Consider the following 20,825-nt stretch of genomic DNA (forward strand, 5'->3'; position numbering starts at 1 on the left):
CCCGGCTAAGGGGTCAGACCCCGGCTAAGCAACATCGTCAGCCGGCCTAGTCGTCGTTTTGCCAGAACGGGCCATTCTCCACGAACACCACTGTCGTGCGTGGCGGGATGGTGAAAGTGCCGCTGGTGCGCTCGTACGTCGCCGTCCTGGCGAGACGGTCATTGTCCGACTTGCGCTGCACCTTGTGCACGGCTAGCCTGCGTCCCTTGAGTTCATCGATCGTGATGGTCTTGGCGACCTTGTCGACGTTGAAGAAGGTCGCCACGCCGCCGTATTTCGCGCCCGGATAGCGCCGCCCGTCGATGCTCATCGCGATCAAGCCGGCGATCTGCTGCGGCCCGACGTTGTGGAACCTGAGCCGCTCGCTTACATCCCTGGCGCTGCGCAAGCGGAACAGGGTGGTGTCCTTGCGTATTTCCAGCAGGTCGAGGAAGTAATCGCGCGCCGATACAATTGCCGCCGTATCGGGCTTGATCAGCGCATTGGCCAGGATCGGGGACATGAATTCCCAGTTGGCCTTGTTCACGCCGGCCATCGGCAAACCGACGCCGAAGTTATTCGACTGGTATGAAAAGTCGAGACGGTTGAACCAGTCGCCCGCGTTGTAGCTGTCGCGGTCGAGCGACTTCGAACGCAGGATCTCCTGCCCCGCGTGGAAGAACGGCACGCCCTGTGACAGCATGTTGATCGCCGCGCCCAGGTTCTGCACGCGCACGCGGTCGGCCAGGCTGGTCGCCTGCGGCAGCTTGAAGGCGTTCAGGTCGAACAGGGTCTGGTTGTCATGCGCTTCGACGTAGTTGATGGTCTCGGCCGGACTGGCCGCAAACCCGGCCTTTTGCCCGAAATAATCGATCTCCGCATTCTTGCGCACGACGCCCGTGCGGTCGATGAAGCTGTAGTCGCGCAAGGTGCCCGACAAGCCCACCTTGATCAAGTCGCCCAGGCGCAGCAGGTCGTCCTTGGTTTGGGTGCTGGCCGCATTCGGGTCATAAAAAGCGCCATTGATGAAGCCCTGCTGGCTGATCAGGTCCGCCCCGCCATCGCAGCAGCCGCCGCCCCGCACGGCATCGCGCAGGCGGTCGTTGAACGAGCCGACGCCGCTGCCGAACATATTGGCCTGGCGCGCCTGCACGAAGCGCGCGTCGTTGCCGACCACGCCGAAGTTCCAGGCTTCGCCATATAGGTAGATGTCGCGCTGGGCGGCGCGGTCGACGGTCGCTTTCAGCCTGGTGATGACCGACAGCGGCGCCATGCCCATGATGTCGAAGCGGAAGCTGTCGACCTTGTAGTCGGTGGCCCAGGTGACGACGGAGTCGGTCATCAGCTTGGCCATCATCGCGTTTTCGGCGGCGGTGTCGGCGCAGCAGCTGTCGTTGGTGATGGCGCCGCTCGGGTTGAGGCGATAGTAATAGGCCGGCACGATCTTGTCGAGCACCGACAGCGGGCCTTGCTGCGAGCCGCTGGTGTGGTTGTAGACCACGTCCATCGTCACGCGCAAGCCTTGTTCGTGCAGCGACTTGACCATTGCGCGGAACTCGCGCACGCGCACCGCGCCATCGCTGGCGTCGGTCGCGAAGCTGCCATCGGGCGCGCTGTAGTGGACCGGATCGTAGCCCCAGTTGAAGCAGTCGCTGTCGCCGGCGGCCGCCACGGCGGCTTGCTGCGCCTCCGAATTGGACGCGGCCGCCGGAATTGTGGGCGTGGCGCAGCCGGTTTCATTGACGCTGGCGATGTCGAAACTTGGCAGCAGGTGGATGTGGCTCATGCCGGCGCGCTGCAATGCGCGCAGGTGGCGCATGCCGTTCGAGTGCACATCGGTGAATGCGAGGAACTTGCCGCGATGGCTGGCCGGCACCGTCATGTCGCTGGCGCTGAAATCGCGCACCTGCAGTTCGTACAGGGAGATATCGGTCGGATGCTCCAGGCGTGGAATCGGATGATAGTCCCAGCCGAACGGTTTGAGCGCGGCGCTGTCGAGGTTCGCGATGAAACTGCGCTGGCCGTTGGCGTTCAGGCTCAATGAATACGGATCGGTGACCACGTTGCTCACCACCGTGTTATTGGCCCAGCGCGACAGCACATTGACCGTGTAGGTGTAGTAGGCGCGATTGGTCCAGGCGGCGTTGGGGGCCGTGTAGTGCCACACGCCGCTGGCGGCGTCGCGCGTCATCGGCACGCTGCTGGCGCTGGCCGTGCCGGCGTTCGCGTACACATTGAGCGCGACCGACTTGGCGGTCGGCGCCCACACGCGGAAGGTCGGCACGCCGGCCCGGTTGAAGGTGGCGCCGAGCGCGCTGTTGGCGGCGGCCGGGGCGAACAGGGCGTCGAGCAGGCCGCTCGTTTGCAGCGACGTGACCTGTACCAGCTTGCCCGCCGCGTCGAACTGGGCGATGGCGAACTGGCCGCTGACTTTGGCGGGCAGGCCGGCCACGTCGGCGCCCGATAGCGTCAACGCGGTGGATGCGGCCAGGTGCGGATACTTCGTTTGCAGCGTCGGCGTCAGGGCGCCGGCCACGCGCAGCTCAATGCTGCCATCGGCGCCGGTAACGCCGCCCGGCGCGGAACCCAAGCCGCCGTTGGCCGCGTAAAACAGCTTGTAGCTGCCACCGGCCGGCGTGCCCGGCCACACCACGGTATCGGGCGAGAGCCAGTGCGCGGCGGCGTTGGCCAGGTTGCCGAAGCTGATCGCCGGGGCGCTGGCGTAGACCTTGCAGTCGCCTTCGAGCAGCCAGACTTCCTGGCCGCGGGTGGCGATGTCCGCCGCAAAATCGCCGGCCTGGTCGCTGGCGCAGTTCTTGTTGCCGCTGCCGTTGGTGAGCAGGAAGTCGATTTTGGGTTTGGTGGCGTCGACCGGAATGTCGACATAGCCGCCGTAGCTGTCGCTGGCGGCCAGCATGAAGCGGTCCTTGATCCATTCCACGCTGGGCTTGGCCGGGCCGGACCAGGAATATACGCCCCACTGGGCTTCGTCGCGTTGGGCGCGCCGGTAGTGCATGCGGATGGTGCCGGGTGCCACGGCAGCGACTGCGACCGATGCGCGCTGGACCGACTCCGACATCATTGTCGGGGTTTCGGGGGCGCTGGTGGAATCGGAACCGCCACAGGCGGCCAGCAGGCTGGCGCACAAGCTCGCGCTGAGCAGGCGCTGATATGGCGATGTGAGGCGTGAAGTAATACTACCTAGAGAATGCATGTGCAACTCCTGAAGAGGGGGATGTGCAGCGGCGCCCTTGTGCTTGGTACATCGTTTTTGTGGCGCCGCTGGCGAGAGGCTGAAGCCGATGTAATATTACTACACATCTTTTCTGGAGTTATAAGAAAATCAAGGCGAACGCCGGCCGCCGCCGCCGGTGAGGGCGGGGCGGGATGGCTGTTTTGTAAGGATGGGAAGGCGGGGCGGGAGGTACTTGTGCTACGAACAGCTCAGGGCAGGGCCCAGATCCAGCGCACGATGTGGAAGAAGACCGGGGCGGCGAAACCGAGCGAGTCGAGGCGGTCCATGTAGCCGCCGTGGCCGGCGATGCCCGTGCCCCAGTCCTTGGCCCCGAGCGAGCGCTTCACGCCCGACATGACCAGGCCGCCCATGACGCCGCCGATGACGATCAGCGCGGCCATGCCGGCCGCCTGCAGGGGCGTGAACGGCGTGACGAAGGCCAGCAGGGCGCCGATCCCCATCGTCGCCAGGCCGCCGCCGATCAAGCCTTCCCAGGTCTTGTTCGGGCTCAGCTTGGGCACCAGCTTGTGCTTGCCGAACAGCTTGCCGAAGACGTACTGCAGCACATCGCTGATCTGCACGATGAAGACGAAGAAGAACAGCAACTGGGCGTTGTGGCCTTCGAAGCTCGGGATGTCGAGCATCAGCAGCGCCGGCGCGTGGCTGACGCCGTACACGCAGATCATCACCGCGAACACGATGCGCGCATTGCGCGACAGGAAGTCCTCGGTATCCTGGCTGATCGCGCTGGCGGCCGAGATCAGGAAGAAGATATACACCGGGATCATGATCGCGAACAAGCCGTACCACTGGGTCCACAGCAGCCAGTACTGGGCTGGCAGGGCGATGAAGAAGGCGATGAACAGCGGCCAGTAATCGCTCTTGCGGGTCGGCGTGAGGGTGAGGAATTCGCGCAGCGCCATCAGCGAGGAGAAGCCGAACACCACGATCGTCACATAGCGGCCCAGGACCAGCGCCGAAAACAGCACGCCGGCCATGACCCACCACGCGTTGATGCGGGCGTTCAGGTTGACGATGGTCGCGCTGCCGGGATTTTTGAGGCGGAGCACGAAGCCGACGCTGGAGGCGACCACCAGGATCGCCAGCAGGATCTGGCCGGTGAGTATGAATTGGGGAGTCATCGGGGGCGTCTCAGAAAGTATCGGCCAGGTCGCACACGGCCTGGTGCATGCGGGCGAGGAAGGCGTCCTTGTCCTCGCCGCGGTCGTTGTACAGCGGCGCGCCGAAGTGCGAGCGGCACAGCAGCGGCAGCGGCAGCGGGGCGCCCTTGGGCAGGGCGCGGTGCAGGTTTTGCTGGTACACCGGCACCAGGGCCAGGGTCGGCCGATCCTTGCTCAAGTGGTATAGCCCCGATTTGAACTCGCCCGGCAAGGTCGCATCCTTGCGCGTGCCCTCGGGGAACACGATCAGCGAATCCTGCTGGTCGAGCGCCTGGGACAGCGGCACCAATGCGTCGGCGCCGCCCTTGGCGCGGTCGACCAGCACCACATTGAGCAAGCGGTGCGCGATGTAGCGGCGCAGCGCCGTCTTGTCCCAGTAATCGGCGCCGGCAACCGGGCGCGTGCGGTCGCGCATGGCCGGCGGGATGGCGGCCAGCAGGCCCGTGGTATCCAGATGGCTGGTGTGATTGGCGAAAAATACGCAGGGATGGACGGGAGGCACGTCGTAAAAGGCGGCGCCGCCCACGATCAGTCGCTGCAGGCCGAGCAAGGCGTCGCGCTGTATGCGGAAGAAGGGGTTCACTGCCTGGCTTTCTGTTCGAGCTGGCGGCACAGGGCCAGCGTGCGGGTCACGCAGGTGACCAGGCTTAACAGGGCGATGATGGCCATCGCCACGCCCATGGTCGGGTAGCCGAGCGGAAGCACCGGCACGGCAGCGGCGGCCAGGCAAGCCACGGTGAGGACGGCCATCCGGTGCTGCTTGGCCATGGGGCCGCGGAAATCGTGGCCGAGGCCGCAGGAAGCGCCGTACACGCGCACGTACGCGGTCAGGGCGGCGGCCAGGGCTGCCAGCCAGCCGAGCACGGGATCGCCGGCCGCATAGCCGGCGGCCACCAGCAGCAGGGAATCGGCGATACGGTCGGGGAATTCGTTGAACACGGGGCCGAGCGGCGTGGCCTTGTTGTACTCGACCGCCACCATGCCATCGAACAGATTGCACAAGAGGCGGCCCTGGATGCACAGCGCGGCGGCGACCAGGAACGGGGCGGCATTCTGCATGAAGAGGCCGCCACGGATGAGTGCGGCGGCGCCGAGGGCGGCAAAGACGATGCTCAGAACGGAAATCTGATTCGGGCTGATGCCTTTGCCGGCCAGCAATCGTGCAATCCGCCGTGCCCAGCCGGCATCGCGGACGGTAATGGGCCTGCGGTCCGATTCATCGTGTTGCGTCATGGCATCTATTATTGGAAGTAAAGGCGCCCTAGTGTAGTTGTTATTTAACTGTCTATCAACGTTAATATTTTTGCTTTGTGCAATTCATGCACAACCGGGGTCAGAGCTCTGACTAGCAATTAATTGCGGTGTTGCATCATAAACCCAGCGTCAGGCTTAGCTAGACACAACCGGGGTCTGACCTCTGATTAGCAATTAATTGCACTGCTGCATCAAATACATCAAATTAGTCGGACGTGTCGTTGATCTGGTTGATCGGGAGCCCGCCCCAGAGGGGCGAAGTTCGCTGCGTGAGGATTTATCCGCGCTGGGCCAGTTGCTCGTTTGAAATAATTTCTAATCAGAGGTCAGACCCCGGTTGTAGGAGGTCACCCTTGGATTTTGCGGGTTTTCTGACTCTGATTGAGCAATTATTTCTAATTGGAGCTCTGACCCCGGTTGGGTAATTGTGATTGGCGGTTAGCCTTGGGCGATGCGGCCGGCGATGTGGGCCAGCGCTTCGTCGACCTGGTCGATCAGGATCAGGCACAGGTCGCCTTCGCCGAGACGCGCCAGCGCCGTGTCGATCGCGACGAACTCGCCGTTGATTTCGTCCACGTGCGTGGTGCGCACGGCGCCCGTCAGGCCCTGGCGCAGCAGCGCGACGACTTCGCCGTCGGCACGCCCGCGCTGGCACTGGTCCTGGTACAGCAGCACGTCGTCGAACGCGGCGCCGAGAATCTCGGTCTGCTGGCGGATGTCTTCGTCGCGCCGGTCGCCTGCGCCGCTGATGACCACCGAGCGCCGCTTGGCCGGCATGCTTTCCACCGCGCCGACCAGCGCCAGGATGGCGTCCGGATTGTGGCCGTAGTCGGCAATCACGGTGGCACCACGGTAGCTGAAGACGTTGAAGCGCCCCGGTGCGTTGTCGCTTTCGTTGGCGAACGATGTGAGCCCGGCGCGGATGTCGTCCCACGCCGTGCCGACCGCCCATGCCGCCGCCACCGAGGCCATCACGTTATCGACCTGGAAGCCGATGCTGCCGCCGCGCGTGATCGGCACGTCGGCCAGCGCGATGCGGTGCTCTTGCTTGCCTTGCGCGGCAACGAGCATGCCGCCGTCCACGTAGACCACGCGCTGCCCTTGGGCGCGGTGGGTCGACATGACCGGATGCCCGCTGTCGGCCGTGAAGAAGGTGACGCTGCCACGGCAGTTGTTGGCCATGCCGACCACCACCGGGTCGTTGGCGTTCAACACCGCCACGCCGCCATCGGCGACGTTCTGCACGATCACGCGCTTGAGCACCGCCAGGTCTTCGACCGTGGTGATGTAGTTCAGGCCCAGATGGTCGCCAGCGCCGATGTTGGTGACCACGGCCACCTGGCAGCGGTCGAACGCGAGCCCTTCGCGCAGCATGCCGCCACGCGCGGTCTCGAACACGGCGGCATCCACGTCGGGATGGAGCAGCACGTTGCGCGCGCTGCGCGGGCCGCTGCAGTCGCCGCTGTCGATGCGCCGGCCTTCGATGTACACGCCGTCGGTGTTGGTCATGCCGGTGCGCAGGCCGCCGGCGGTGAGCAGGTGGGCAATCAGGCGCACCGTGGTGGTCTTGCCGTTGGTGCCGGTGACGGCCACCACGGGAATGCGGCCGTCGTCGCCATCGGCGAACAGGGACGAGATGATCGCTTCGCCCACCGGACGGCCTTTGCCGAACGAGGGCGAGAGGTGCATGCGCAGCCCGGGGGCGGCGTTGACTTCGACGATGCCGCCGTTCTGTTCTTCGATCGGTTTGAGCACGCTGTCGCACACCAGGTCGACGCCGCAGATGTCCAGGCCCACCATGTGGGCGGCGGCAATCGCGCGCGCGGCCACTTCGGGATGGACGTCGTCGGTGACGTCGCTGGCGGCGCCGCCGGTCGAGAGGTTGGCGTTGTTGCGCAGGATGACGCGCTGGCCCTTGGGCGCCACCGATTCGGCCACCAGGCCTTGCTTGGCCAGGCTGGCCAGCGCGATGTCGTCGAAGCGGATCTTGGTCAGCGAGGTCGAATGCCCATTCCCGCGGCGCGGGTCGAGGTTGACCTGGTCGACCAGTTCGCGCACGCTGTGCTTGCCGTCGCCAACGACGATCGGCGGGTCGCGCCGCGCGGCCGCAATCAGCTTGTTGCCGATGACGAGCAGGCGGAAATCGTGGCCGGGCAGGTAGCGCTCGACCAGGATATCGTCGCGGAATTCAGCGGCGGCGTGGTAGCCGGCCACCAGCTGTTCGCGGGTGGTGACGTTGACCGTCACGCCCTTGCCCTGGTTGCCGTCCTTCGGCTTGATCACGACCGGCAGGCCGATTTCCAGCGCGGCGGCCCAGGCGTCGTCCGGGTCGGCGGCCACGCGGCCCAGCGGCACCGGCACGCCGGCCGCGTGCAGCAGTTTCTTGGTCAGTTCCTTGTCTTGCGCGATCGATTCGGCAATCGCGCCGGTGCTGTCGATTTCGGCGGCCTGGATCTTGCGCTGGCGGCTGCCCCAGCCGAACATGACCAGGCTGCCATCGGTCAGGCGCCGGAACGGGATATTGCGGGCCACCGCGGCTTGCACGATGGCGCCGGTGCTCGGGCCCAGGCGCACGTCTTCATCCAGGTCGCGCAGCTGCAGCAGGGCGGCACCGAGGTCGAACGGGGTATCATCGGCAGCGGCGGCGCACAGTTGCGCGGCCAGGTCCATGGCGAGGCGGCCGACCGCTTCTTCGGAGTACTCGACCACGACCTGGTAGATGCCCTTTTCGGGCGTGGCGGTGGTGCGGCTGAAGGTGACCGGGCAGCCGGCTTGCGCCTGCAGCGACAGCGCCGCCAGTTCCAGCACCTGGGCCATGGCGATGGGGTCGTAGTGGCCGAGCGTTTGCAGCGAACTCATTTGCGGGAACAGCGCGCGCAGGCGCTTTTCGAAGCCGGGCAGGGCGTCGATATCCTGTTCGCCACTGGTGCAGGCAACGATCGCTTCGATCGAGGTGTGGTGGCTCCAGAGGTTGGGACCACGCAGGGCCCGTACGCGAGATACTTCCATAAACCGTTTCATCCTAAGTGTTGCGCTGGTGCGTCGCTGCGCCCTCGGGCGTTGACACTGCCGGCAGCCAGGCCGTTTCCGGCCGGGCGCTGTTTTGTTAAAGTTTGGCTTTTTTGGCTGTGTTGTTCGGCGCCGTGTCGAAGGTGCGCAGGCCGGCGCCGATCAGGGCCGCCGGTACGTCGAGTGCCCAGGCCGCCGCCACCGCCGCCAGCACCGTGTCGGGATGCTTGGCGGTGCCCGGCTTGAGCGTGGACATCTGGAACAGCACCGTTTCCTGGGCGCCGTCGCCGAGCACCACCTCCTGGCCGCGCATGAAGACCGCGCGTTCGCCGGCGGCGCGGTGCGCCACGATCACGGGCAGCTCCGGGTCGAGCGCGTAGAAGATCACGCGCCCGTCGCACAGTTCGGCCAGCGCCGCCACGCGTTCGTCGGCGCCGTTGAGCACCGCCGCGCCGTCGGGCAGGATCACGTCGACCTGGGTGCGCAGCACGTTGGCCATGCCGTCGGCGTCATGGATGTGGAATTCGGTCAGCGCTTCCTGGCCATCCATGTCGGTCACCACGCCCACCATGCATTTGTCGTAGGCCAGGCCTTCGGCCAGGATGGTGTGCGCATTGCTTTCAAAAACAGCCGCTTCGACGGTGCGGTTGATCAGCAGGCGCTGGCCGGCCTCGAAGGTCATGGCGTCGTCGCCGGTGACCTGGCGCTGGTCGAGGAACAGGCCCTGGCCGCTGGCCACGCCGGTGTGCTTGCCGGTCAGGTGTACCAGGCAGCCGATCAGGCGCGCAATCAGGCTGGTGCCCCTGGTGCCGGTCACGCCGATCAGCGGAATGCGCCCGCTCTCGCCCTCGGCGAACAGGTGCTCGATGATGGCCGTGCCGACCGGGCGCGCTTCGCCCTGGCCCGGTTTCAGGTGGGCCAAGAGGCCCGGACTGGCATTGACTTCGATGATGGCGCCGCGCTGGGTGTCGAGCGGGCGGGTGATGTCTTCGGCCACCAGGTCGATGCCGGCGATGTCCAGGCCGACGATGCGCGCGGCCAGCGCGGCGGCGTGCGCGATCGAGGGGTGCACCTGGTCGGTGACGTCGATGGCGACGTTGCCGTTCGGCTGGATCAATACTTTTTGCCCGGCCAGCGGGACCGAGTGCGCGCTCATGCCCTGGCGTTCGAGTTCGAGGATGATTTCGGCGGAGATGTCGGGCGCGATGAGGTTGAGCGGCGAATCTTCGCCAACGCCGCGGCGCGGGTCGATGTTGATCTGGCTGTCGACCAGGGCGATGATGTCGCCGACGCCGTCGCCGGTGACCCACAGCGATTCGCCCTTGGCGGCAGCGACCATGCGCGTGCCGACCACCAGCAGGCGGTGTTCGTCGCCGGGGATGAAGCGCTCGACGATCACGCTGGCGCTTTCGCCCTTGCGCGCGGCCAGGTGGTAGGCTTTTTCAACGTCGGCCTGGGTCATCAGGTTGAGCGAGACGCCGCGCCCGTGGTTGCCGTCGTAGGGCTTGACCACCACCGGCAGGCCGATGTCCTGCGCTTCTTCCCAGGCTTGCGCGGCGCTGCGTACCAGGCTGCCCTCGGGCACCGGCACGCCGCACGATTGCAGCAGGGTCTTGGTCAGGTCCTTGTCGCTGGCGATGCTTTCGGCAATCGCGCTGGTGCGGTCGGTTTCGGCGGTCCAGATGCGGCGCTGGGCGGCGCCGTGGCCGAGCTGCACCAGGTTGCCGTCGGTCAGGCGAATGAAGGGGATCTTGCGCTCGGTGGCCGCTTCGACGATGTGGGCCGTGCTGGGCCCCAGGCACTGGCGGTCGACGATGTCCTTGAGGATGGCGACGGCGGCGTCCAGGTCGAACGCGGTGTCGTCGATGGCGGCCATCAGGAGCGCGCGCCCGGTGTCGAGCGCGGCCAGGCCAACTTGTTCCTGGCGCGTGCGGAAGGCCATCTTGTACACGCCAGGCTGGCCGGTGGAGCGCGTCTTGCCGAAGCCGGTGCGCATGCCGGCCAGGTTTTGCAGTTCGAGAACGACATGTTCGAGGATGTGGCCGGACCAGGTGCCTTCGCGCAGGCGTTCCAAAAAGCCGCCGCGCTCGCCCACGCCGCAGCGGTGCTCGACCAGGCCGGGCAGCCAGGCGGTCAGGCGTTCGTACAATCCGGGCAGCAGGTTCGATGGAAAATCTTCGAGCGCGCCGATATCCAGCCACGCCTCGATGACCGGGCGATAGGTCCAGATGTTGGGTCCGCGCAGGTGACTTACCCGCAGAACACTGATTTCTTTCTTCTTTGTCATGTCGTTATTTCTTGATAACAGGCTTGGCGTTGTTCACGCCCCAAGACCTTGTAAGGCTTTTCAAAGCGCATCATGTTGTATACTTGCTAGAGACGAAGCTTACCGTGCTGAACCGATTTCTGCCAGTCTGGATTCCCGAACGCGTCGCGCGGGCCTGCCCCGCAGCGCTCCGGTACGGCATCTCCGGGAGCCTTCCTGATTGCTCCCACGTTGAACAATTTCCGCCCGTAAATTCGTGGCCCAGAGCCGGAACCGCACTACGATGACTATAGATCCATCTGTTTCTCCTATGACGACGCCCTCCGGGCCGCTTTCCCTGCCTGGACACTGGCAGGCTGACGTCGCCAAAATACTTGCACCTGGGGAAAACGTTTTAAGTGGCGTCGAGGTTGACCTCGATGACAAATTGCGCTTCAAAAAAGGCTTGGTGCTGGTCACCAGCCACCGTCTGCTGGCGCGCGCGCCGGGCGAAACCGCGTGGCGCGAGTGGGCTTTCCGGCCCGGATTGTCGCTCACGCACCACGATCATGCCGGCGTCGGCCATCTGCAATTGTTTGACGAACAAGGTTTGCTGAGCTCCTGGCGCTTCACCCTGGGGCAGAACTTGCACGCCATCCGCGTGCTCGACCATTTCAGCGAGCAGCGCGACAGTTTCCTGAGCGGCTTGCCGGTGCAAATGGCCGAACAGAATGTGTGCCCGAGCTGCAAGGCGCCGCTCGAACCGGGCCAGGATGAATGTCCGATCTGCACCAAGGTGCTGTACACGCCGCCGTCGACCTGGACCCTGTTCCGCCTGTGGCGCTTCGCCAAGCCGTACAGCGGGCAGCTGGGGCTGGGCTTTTTCCTGATGCTGGCCAGCACGGCGGCGCACATGATACCGCCGTATCTGACCATGCCGCTGATGGATAACGTGCTGATCCCGTTCCAGAACGGGCAGCCGGTCGACCAGCAACTGGTGTGGATGTACATGGCCGGCCTGTTCGGCTCGGCCGTGCTGGCTTACCTGCTGGGCTGGGGCAAGACCTATGTGCTGGCGCTGGTGTCGGAACGGATGGGCGCCGACCTGCGCTCGGCCACCTACGAACATTTGATGAAGCTGTCGCTCGAGTATTTCGGCGGCAAGCGCACGGGCGACCTGATGTCGCGCATCGGCAGCGGCAGCGACCGCATCTGCGTGTTTTTATCCCTGCACCTGCTCGACTTCGCGTCCGACGTGCTGATGATTATCATGACCGGCGTGATCCTGTGCTCGATCAATCCGATGCTGGCCGTGATTACCCTGGTGCCGCTGCCGTTTATCGCCTGGATGATCCATATCGTGCGCGACCGCCTGCGTACCGGTTTCGAGAAAATCGACCGGGTCTGGGGCGAAGTGACCAATGTGCTGGCCGATACCATTCCCGGCGTGCGCGTGGTGAAAGCCTTCGCCCAGGAACAGCGCGAAGCGACCCGTTTCCGCGACGCGAATAAACATAACCTGGCCGTCAACGATAAACTCAACCGGGTCTGGTCGCTGTTTTCGCCGACCGTGTCGTTCCTGACCGAACTCGGTTTGCTGGTGGTGTGGGTATTCGGCATCTGGCTGGTATCGAACAAAAATATCACGGTCGGCGTGCTGACCTTGTTCATTACCTACAGCAGCCGGTTTTACGGCCGCCTCGATTCGATGAGCCGGATTGTGTCGGTGACGCAGAAATCGGCCTCCGCCGCCAAGCGGATTTTCGATATCCTGGACCATGTGTCGAGTGTTCCGGAGCCAAGCAATCCGGTCAAGCTCGACAAGATCGAAGGGCGCATCGATTTGCGCGAAGTGGGTTTTCGTTACGGCAACCGCGCGGTCAACCGCGGCATTTCGCTCAATATCAAGGCGGGCGAATTCGTCGGCCTGGTGGGGCATAGCGGATCGGGCAAGAGTACCCTGGTCAATCTGATCTGCCGCTTCTACGACGTGTCGGAAGGGGCGATTCTGCTCGATGGCGTCGATATCCGTTCGTTTGCGGTGTCCGATTACCGGAAAAATATCGGGCTGGTGCTGCAGGAGCCGTTCCTGTTCTTCGGCACCATCGCTGAAAATATCGCGTACGGCAAGCCGCATGCGACGCGCGAGGAAATCATCGCCTCGGCGCGCGCGGCGCACGCGCACGAATTCATCCTGCGCCTGCCGCAGGGCTACGATTCGATGGTCGGCGAGCGCGGGCAGGGCTTGTCGGGCGGTGAACGCCAGCGCATTTCGATCGCGCGCGCGCTGCTGATCGATCCGCGCATCCTGATCATGGATGAAGCGACCTCCTCGGTCGATTCGGAAACCGAAAAAGAAATCCAGAAAGCGCTCGATAACCTGGTGCAGGGCCGCACCACGATCGCCATCGCGCACCGCCTGTCGACCTTGCACCGGGCCGACCGCCTGGTGGTGCTGGACCGGGGCGTGGTGATGGAAGAGGGCAGCCATGACGAATTGATGGCGCGCGAAGGCGCCTATTTCCGTCTGTACGAGGCGCAGGCGCGCAACGTCGATACGGATATGGACGACAAGGATGGGGATTAAGACATGGCAAGCGCAGCAAGCTCGATATTTACATTAAGCCGCGACAGCTTCGGCAAGCTGACACTGACGGCGGAAGACGGCGAAGTGCATTACGGCGTGGCGCCGGTGCGGGCATTCCCGATCCAGGCGCCGGAGCAGGGCATTTCGATGGTGCTATCGAACGGCAAGGAAGTCGGCTGGATCGACGATTTGGGGGCATTGCCAGCGGCGATCCGCGAATTGGTGCAAGATGAACTCGATGGGCGCGAATTCATGCCGGTGATTCACCATATTGTCAGTGTCAGCAGTTTTGCCACGCCATGCACATGGGAAGTCAAGACCGACCGGGGCGATACCGCGTTTACGCTCAAGGGCGAAGAGGATATTCGCCGGATCGGCGACGCGTCGCTGCTGGTGGCCGATAACCACGGCATCCAGTTCTTGATCCGCGATATGTTCACCATCGACAAGCACAGCCGGAAGATTCTCGACCGGTTTTTATGATGGCGTTTTGATGGAGATTGCATGCACTATTTGTTATGTTACGACCTGGCCCCGGATTATCTCGAACGTCGCGGCCAGTACCGCGACGAGCACCTGAAACTGGCATGGGAAGCGCAGGAGCGCGGCGACCTGATCCTCGCCGGCGCCTGTTCCGATCCGGCCGATATGTCGTTTCTCATTTTCCAGAGCGAGTCGGCGGCGCTGATCGAGGCGTTCGCCAAGGCCGATCCCTACCTGATTCATGGCATCGTGACCGGCTATAAAATCCGGAAGTGGAACACCGTGGTCGGAAAAGATGCCTTCACCCCGCTGCGCCCCGAATAACGAACGTTAGTCGCAAGACCGTCATCCCCGCGCAGGCGGGGATCCAAGGTACGTATGAATATCGTTGTCAGGGCGCGACTGCTAGCGCTGCTACCTGCGCGCCGATCATCGGCCTACCCACATCGACCCGCCAACTCATGCGCGCACTCCACGCTTCCTTCCTCCTGTTCCTCGCTGTCTTCCACGCCACCGTTCTCGCTGACGACACTCCCCAGCGCCCCAAGATCGGCCTGGTGCTCTCCGGCGGCGGTGCGCGCGGCGTGGCCCATATCGGCGTGCTCAAGGTGCTGGAAGACATGCGCATCCCGGTCGACTACGTGGTCGGCACCAGCATGGGATCGATCGTGGCCGGCGCCTACGCCATGGGCAACCGTCCGGGCGAACTGGAAAAACGCATCGCCGCCGTCGAATGGGACAAGGTCCTCACCGACAGCCCGCCGCGCGGGGAACGCTCCACCTACGCCAAGGCGACCGAACGCAAGAATATCGTCAGCGGCGAGATCGGCTTTTCCGACGCCGAAATGCGCCTGCCGCGCGGCTTGAATTACGGCCAGCAGATCGAATTCTTTTTTAATACGCTGGCCGCCAAGACGGGCGATGTCACGCATTTCGACGAACTCGATATTCCTTTTCGCGCCATCGCCACCGACATCGAAACCGGCAAGATGGTCGTGCTCGAACGCGGCGGCATTGCGCGCGCGATGCGGGCCAGCATGTCGGTGCCGGGCGTGTTCGCCCCGGTTGACATCGACAACCGCGCGCTGCTCGACGGCGGGCTGGTACGCAACCTGCCGGTCGACGTGGTGCGCGCGATGGGCGCCGATATCGTCATCGCCGTCAATCTCGGCACGCCGCTGCTCAAGCGCGACAAGATCGTTTCGGCCTTCGGCGTGGGTCAACAGATGCTCAATATTCTCACCGAACAGAATGTCGAGGCCTCGCTGCGCGAATTGACGCCGCGCGACGTATTGATCCTGCCGCAGTTGGGCGACTTCAGCGCGGCCGACTTTGAAAACTCCGCCAAGACCATCGACATGGGCGCGGCCGCCGCGCGCGTGGCGGCGGAGCGCCTGGCGCCGCTGGCCTTGTCCGAAGCCGACTTCAAGGCGCACCTGGCCGCGCGCGCGGCGCGCCATCCGGCCGCGGTCAAGGTCAATTCGGTGCGCATCGATACCAAGCAGCTGAAAAATGTCAGCGCGAATTTCATCAACCGCAAATTCTCGATCAAGCCGGGCCAGGCATTCAGCACGGCGGAACTGCACGCGAATATGAACAGCCTGTATTCGACGGGCGACTTCGAAAACGTCACCCACCGTTTCGAGAATGGCCCGGACGGGCGCACGCTGGTGATCGAACCGGTCGAAAAGGAATGGGGTCCGAATTACCTGCAAGCCGGCGTGCGCTTGTCGACCGACCTGGCCGGCGAAAGCGACTTTACGATCCTGCTGGCGCACCGTGGCAAATGGCTGACGCGCTCCGGGCTGGAATGGCGCAATACCGTCTCGCTGGGCCAGTTCAATTCCTTCACCTCGCAGCTGTATCAGCCGCTGGGCGGCGCAAGCCGCTGGTACGTGGCGCCCACGGTGCGCTTTTCGCAAAACAAGGATAACCTGATCATCAACGACAAGGCGGTGGCGACGTACAGCGCGAAACAGGCGTCCATCGGGGTCGACCTGGTCAATCACGTGGATGACGACAGCACCTTCAAGGTGGGGTTGGAGCGCGGTACCGAACGGGCCGATCCGAGCATCGGCGTGGCGCAGCTGGCCACCGCGAAAAGCCAGATCGGCGTGATCAAGTTCGAATACGTGCAGGACCGGCTGGACGATTGGGTGTTTCCATCGACCGGTAATTACAGCTTCGTGAATGCCCGGATTGCCCCGACCTCGGTCGGCGCCACGGTCGAATACAAGCGCCTCGAAGCGGGCCACGAAATGGCCTGGAACCGGGGTTCGCACAGGTTCAGCGTGGCCGGACGCGCCGGCCATCTATGGGGCGACGAATTGCCGCTGATGGAGCTGTTTTCGCTGGGCGGATTCCTGAACCTGTCCGGTTACCAGGCGCGCCAGCTCCTGGGCGGCGATTATCTGTTCGGGCGCGGCGTGTACACGCTCAAGACCACCTTGCTGGGCACCCGCAATGTGTACCTGGGTGGTTCGGTCGAACTGGGCAAGATGACGCGCCGCTTGAATGGCGACCAGATGGAACGCGCCCAGTTTGCCGGCTCGGTGTTCGGCGCGGTCAATACCGCCCTTGGGCCATTCACCGTAGCGGTTGGCGTTGGCGAACGCGGCAACCAGACGTTTTATCTGTTCTTCGGCAAGCCATAAAGGAGCGCTCTCCCGAACCTCAACGGCGAAGGCGTGCTTCGCCGACGATGTAAGGCAGCAGGCGCGCGATATTGCGGGCGTCGTCGATGCCGCGATGGTGCGCGCCGGCGAAGGTCATGCCGGCCATCCGGATGGCTTCGCCCAGCCCCGGCTTTTTTGACAGTTTCTGGCGTTCCGCCATCATGCGCTTGACGTTCGCGTGGGACCCGCTGATCGGATAGGGCACGTTGTGGAATGCGTAGTCCTGGCGCAGCTGTTTCAGGTCGTAGTCGCCCCAGGAACAGAAAAGGAAGTCGCTGTATTGCAGGTGGCTTCAAAGTCGATGACGAGATAACGGTTGGCTTGCATGTCAGTGAATTTCCCATGTGTGTTCAGGGCGCTACTATAATCAATGAATGAAAACACACGACATTTCACTGATGTTGGCCGATATTGCGATGGTCGAGCAGATCGAGTACGCCCTGCTCGAATGCGAGGAAGACCTGAGCGAGGAAGAAATCGGCGTGCGTTATGGGCGTATTGGCGATATTCTGCTGGCCAACGCGCGTATCCACGATCTGGATGAAGATATGATGAATCTTCTGTGCTTTTCGCGCTGCGTCGCATGCGAATTGCTGTGCGAGCCCATGCGCACGAGGCATTTTCATGGGAAATGCTGGGAGTTCAAGCCTCCCTATACCAGGCATCATGGTAACAATGACAGCAGCAGCGAAGTCCAGCCCGTTGAAATGCAGAAGATCGGTTTGGTGATGAACCTGCTTTATTTCCTTCGCTATGACCCGGTGTTCGTGCCCGGCATCAAAGTCCTGCAAGCCTATCACCTGCGGCACGATTTGTGGACCGGGGCCGATATGAGCTGCCGCGAATGATGGGAGCCGTAGCCCCCCATCCCGCGTGCCGCTATTGTGCCGATGCGATCCAGCGATCCAGGCGCGCTTCGAGCAGCGGCAGCGGCAGGGTGCCGTCGCCGATCACCACTTCGTGAAACTTGGGCAGGCTGAATTTGTCGCCCATCGCCTTGCGCGCGCGTTCGCGCAATTCCAGGATTTTCAGCGCGCCGATCTTGTAGCTCAGCGCCTGCGCCGGCCACACCATATAGCGCTCGATCTGGTTCTTGGCGCGCGCCTCGCTGTAACCGAGCGTTTCGCGCGCGTACGCAATCGCCTGTTCGCGGGTCCAGCCTTTGGCGTGCATGCCGGTATCGACCACCAGCCTGACGGCGCGCAGCAATTCATCGTTCAGGTGGCCGAAGTAGGCTTCCGGATCGTCGTACAAGCCGAATTCGTGGCCCAGCGTTTCCGCATACAGGGCCCAGCCTTCGGTAAATGAGCCGATATTCGGGTTTTCGGTATTGAATTTGCGGAAGTCCGGTACGTCGAGTTCCTTCAGCAGCCCGGCGTGAAAATGGTGGCCGGGCTGGCCTTCGTGCAGGTACAGGGTGACCATGCCGGTCCGGCTGTATTGTTTGGGGTCGTTCACCACCGCCCAGAACACGCCCGGATGCGAGCCGTCCGCCGCCGCCGGCGTGTAATGGTCGGACGCCGTGGCGCGGCTCAATTCCGGTTCGAGCTGCAGTTCGAGCGGCGCTTTCGGCAGCAGCGAAAACAGCGGCGCGAGTTTACCCCTGACCTTGGCGTCGATCTGGCGATAGGCGTCGAGCACCTCGGCCTCGGTCTTGAATGGCTTGAATTTGTCCTGTGCTTCGACCCATTGCGGCAGCGCCGCCGGTGGGCCGCTGTAACCGAGCTTGGGACCGAGTAGCGCCCATTGCTGCTCGATGCGGGCCACTTCCTTCAATCCCAGCTGGTGAATCTCTTCCGGATTCATCGATACCGTGGTGCGGTCCTTGATTTGCGCCTGGTACCACGCCGCGCCATTGGGCAGGGCGCTCCAGCCATCGCTGGCCCGGCTGGCCGGCAGGTATTCCTTTTCCAGGTACATCGCCAGCCGGTCCAGGGCAGGGGAGAGCTTGTTCGCAATCGTGCTGCGATAGGCCGCAGTCAGGCGCTCCTTGTCCGCCTGCGAAAACGCCGCAGGGAGATTCCTGATCGGCGTGTAAAAGATATTCGCTTCCGGCGTGGCGCTGCGCAATTGCTGGAACTGGGGCAGCATCGCCACCGTCATCGCTTTCGGCTGCACGATGCCGCGCTTGACGCCCTCGCGCATATTGGCGATGGCCTGGTCGATCCATGCCGGGAGCTGGTTCAGCCGGCTCAGGTAATCCTGATACTGGGCCACCGTGTTCAATGGCTGGGAGCCGGTGCCGCTGGCGTAATTGGCCAGGGTGCCGGGAACGTTCTCGAAGTGGTTCAGCGGGAGCAGGTGCTCGGGGAATTTTTCCAGGCCCAGGCCACTTTCCAGCTCGAATGCGAGCAGGTCGTAATTCAATTGTTCCTTGTCGCCCAGGCGCGTGCGGTCAATGGCTTTCAATTGCGTCTGCATGCGGCGGTACAAGGCAAACTGGCGGGTGCGGCTTTTCGGCGATATGCTCATTCCCAGCTGGTCGTTATAGCGGCTGTCGCCGTTGGCGGTAATGAGCAGCGGATCGAAGCGGGCGCGCGCCTGATAAAACGCATCCGCCAGCTTGTGCAACTGACTCGTGGCGCGCGCGGGTGCGGTGCTCGCGCTTTGATTGGCCGATGGTGCGGCGGTCGCAGGGGAGAGCGGGGACATCAGCACGGCCAGCAATGCCGTGGTGCCGAGCAGCGGGCGGGAAAAGCGCAAACGCATGAAGATTCCTTGATGTGGATGGTGGAGACGGGAACAGAATAGCGCAAATGCGCGTGGCTGGGCAGTGCCGGCACTGTATGATGAGCGGCCTTTCGGGCCGTTCCGGCCGCCGGGAGGTCCATCCTCTTATGGAAGCGCCATGTCCGATTATTCGACCGTTTTGCCGCATATTGTCGTGGTTACCACCGGCACGGCCGGCGACCTGTTTCCCTTCCTGAGGCTTGGGCTCGGTTTGCGCGAGCGCGGCCATGCCGTCACCTTTCTCGCGCCCGCCATGCATGAAGCGCTGGTGCATCAGGCCGGCCTGGCGTTTCATGCCATGCCGGCCGATCCGGCCGTCCTGAACGATCCCGACCTGTGGCATCCCCGGCGCGGTTTCGGCGTGGTCTGGCGCGCCATGCAGCCTGGCATGAACGAGATGCGCGCTTTCATGGCAGCCCTGCCGCCGGATCAGCCGTGCACGATGCTGGTCCATCCGCTGATCGTGGCGCATGCCGATCTGTGCCGGGCGGATCGGCCCGGCATCAGCATCGTGGCCGGGATCCTGGCGCCGTCCAATCTGCGCACGGTCCACGATCTGCCGGTGCTGGGGCCGTTCGCGGTGCCGCGCTGGATGCCATTGGCGGTGCGGCGCTGGATGTGGCGCGGGGTCGAGGCGTCGGCGATCAATCCGGTGGCCCTGCCCGACGTGAACGCGGCGCGCCGGCTGCAAGGGCGCTCACCGATCTCCAGTTATATGGATACGCTGTCTGGCGCGCCCGATTTGTCGGTGACCTTGTTTCCCGAGTGGCTGGTCGGGCGCCAGCCGGACTGGCCGTCGGCGCTGGTGTGCGGCGATTTTCCGCTGTACGACCCGCACCCGGGCGCGTCGATGGCGCCGGAGCTGGTGCAGTTCATGCGCGCGGGCAGTGCTCCGCTCATCGTGACCCATGGCACCGGCAACTTGCAGGCGGCCGCGTTTTTCGCCAATGCGCTGGAAGCGGCGCAAACGCTGGGACGGCGCATCGTGTTCCTCACGCCGCACAGGGCGCAGGTGCCGGCGACGCTGCCGGCATCGGCCTTCTGGCAGGATTACTGCCCGCTGTCGGCCTTGCTGCCGGGCGCGGCGGCGCTGGTGCACCACGGCGGCATCGGCACCACGGCCGAAGCCATGCGCGCAGGCACGCCCCAGCTGATCGTGCCGATGGCCTACGACCAGTTCGACAATGCCGCGCGCGTCACGGCGCTGCACGCCGGCCTGACGCTCAAGGCGGGCCGTGCCAGCGCGCGCGCGCTGGCCGACGCCCTGCGCCAGTTGCTGCAATCGCCAGAGGTGCATATCGGTTGCTCAGCATTAAAAGCGCGCCTGGCGGCGGGGAGCGAGCTCGGTGGCGTGCTGGAATCCATATCAAAAACGGTATCGAAAACCGGAAAAATATGATTGGATTGATTCTTTGGCTTTCCTTACTATCCGGTTCAAGGGCTGAAA

General features: G+C 63.9%; 14 protein-coding genes. 6 read left to right on the forward strand and 8 right to left on the reverse strand.

Features of this window, described 5'->3' with window-relative positions:
- Nucleotides 1-46 precede the first annotated feature (46 nt).
- The 6 genes from pulA to F2P44_RS23600 all read right to left on the reverse strand — a co-directional run bounded on the left by pulA (nucleotide 47) and on the right by F2P44_RS23600 (nucleotide 10,945).
- The gene (pulA, locus tag F2P44_RS23575) at nucleotides 47-3,193 is read right to left on the reverse strand and encodes a pullulanase-type alpha-1,6-glucosidase (RefSeq protein ID WP_167089894.1); all 3,147 of its coding nucleotides are present in this window, start codon (nucleotides 3,191-3,193) and stop codon (nucleotides 47-49) included.
- A gap of 230 nt (nucleotides 3,194-3,423) precedes the next feature.
- Nucleotides 3,424-4,356 (reverse strand): phosphatidate cytidylyltransferase, encoded by a 933-nt coding sequence (locus tag F2P44_RS23580; protein WP_167089896.1) that lies wholly within the window; start codon nucleotides 4,354-4,356, stop codon nucleotides 3,424-3,426.
- Between the two features lie 10 nt (nucleotides 4,357-4,366).
- Nucleotides 4,367-4,978, reverse strand: a complete 612-nt coding sequence (locus F2P44_RS23585; protein ID WP_167089898.1) for a lysophospholipid acyltransferase family protein — start codon at nucleotides 4,976-4,978, stop codon at nucleotides 4,367-4,369.
- Nucleotides 4,975-5,628: a CDP-alcohol phosphatidyltransferase family protein gene (locus tag F2P44_RS23590; protein WP_167089900.1), complete on the reverse strand. Its 654-nt coding sequence runs from the start codon at nucleotides 5,626-5,628 to the stop codon at nucleotides 4,975-4,977. The genes F2P44_RS23585 and F2P44_RS23590 overlap by 4 nt, the downstream gene beginning before the upstream one ends.
- Nucleotides 5,629-6,087: 459 nt before the next feature.
- Entirely contained in the window at nucleotides 6,088-8,658 is a 2,571-nt protein-coding gene (gene cphA, locus F2P44_RS23595) for a cyanophycin synthetase (RefSeq protein WP_167089902.1), read from the reverse strand.
- A gap of 97 nt (nucleotides 8,659-8,755) precedes the next feature.
- Nucleotides 8,756-10,945: a cyanophycin synthetase gene (locus F2P44_RS23600; protein WP_167089904.1), complete on the reverse strand. Its 2,190-nt coding sequence runs from the start codon at nucleotides 10,943-10,945 to the stop codon at nucleotides 8,756-8,758.
- 289 nt (nucleotides 10,946-11,234) lie between these two features.
- Between F2P44_RS23600 and F2P44_RS23605 the strand changes: the two genes are divergently transcribed.
- The 4 genes from F2P44_RS23605 to F2P44_RS23620 all read left to right on the forward strand — a co-directional run bounded on the left by F2P44_RS23605 (nucleotide 11,235) and on the right by F2P44_RS23620 (nucleotide 16,627).
- Nucleotides 11,235-13,490, forward strand: a complete 2,256-nt coding sequence (locus F2P44_RS23605; RefSeq protein ID WP_167089906.1) for a cyanophycin metabolism-associated ABC transporter — start codon at nucleotides 11,235-11,237, stop codon at nucleotides 13,488-13,490.
- A gap of 3 nt (nucleotides 13,491-13,493) precedes the next feature.
- Nucleotides 13,494-13,973 carry a cyanophycin metabolism-associated DUF1854 family protein gene (locus F2P44_RS23610; RefSeq protein WP_167089908.1) on the forward strand — a complete coding sequence of 160 codons (480 nt, stop codon included), beginning with the start codon at nucleotides 13,494-13,496 and terminating at the stop codon, nucleotides 13,971-13,973.
- Between the two features lie 21 nt (nucleotides 13,974-13,994).
- On the forward strand, nucleotides 13,995-14,297 hold the full coding sequence (locus tag F2P44_RS23615) for a YciI-like protein (RefSeq protein WP_167089910.1): 303 nt from the start codon (nucleotides 13,995-13,997) through the stop codon (nucleotides 14,295-14,297).
- A 137-nt stretch (nucleotides 14,298-14,434) separates the two neighbouring features.
- Nucleotides 14,435-16,627 (forward strand): patatin-like phospholipase family protein, encoded by a 2,193-nt coding sequence (locus F2P44_RS23620; protein WP_167089913.1) that lies wholly within the window; start codon nucleotides 14,435-14,437, stop codon nucleotides 16,625-16,627.
- A 19-nt stretch (nucleotides 16,628-16,646) separates the two neighbouring features.
- On the opposite strand, the gene F2P44_RS23625 is transcribed toward F2P44_RS23620, so the two are convergent.
- On the reverse strand, nucleotides 16,647-16,853 hold the full coding sequence (locus F2P44_RS23625; RefSeq protein ID WP_308610338.1) for a hypothetical protein: 207 nt from the start codon (nucleotides 16,851-16,853) through the stop codon (nucleotides 16,647-16,649).
- A gap of 169 nt (nucleotides 16,854-17,022) precedes the next feature.
- On the opposite strand from F2P44_RS23625, the gene F2P44_RS23630 reads away from it, so the two are divergent.
- Entirely contained in the window at nucleotides 17,023-17,496 is a 474-nt protein-coding gene (locus F2P44_RS23630; RefSeq protein WP_167089915.1) for a hypothetical protein, read from the forward strand.
- Between the two features lie 31 nt (nucleotides 17,497-17,527).
- Here the strand turns inward: F2P44_RS23630 and F2P44_RS23635 are convergent, their stop codons facing one another.
- Nucleotides 17,528-19,357 carry a DUF885 domain-containing protein gene (locus F2P44_RS23635; protein ID WP_167089917.1) on the reverse strand — a complete coding sequence of 610 codons (1,830 nt, stop codon included), beginning with the start codon at nucleotides 19,355-19,357 and terminating at the stop codon, nucleotides 17,528-17,530.
- A gap of 139 nt (nucleotides 19,358-19,496) precedes the next feature.
- On the opposite strand from F2P44_RS23635, the gene F2P44_RS23640 reads away from it, so the two are divergent.
- Nucleotides 19,497-20,777, forward strand: a complete 1,281-nt coding sequence (locus tag F2P44_RS23640) for a glycosyltransferase (protein WP_167089919.1) — start codon at nucleotides 19,497-19,499, stop codon at nucleotides 20,775-20,777.
- Nucleotides 20,778-20,825: the final 48 nt, after the last annotated feature.

The sequence above is a fragment of the Massilia frigida genome (genome assembly GCF_011682175.1).
Taxonomy (GTDB): Bacteria; Pseudomonadota; Gammaproteobacteria; order Burkholderiales; family Burkholderiaceae_D; genus Telluria_A; species Telluria_A frigida.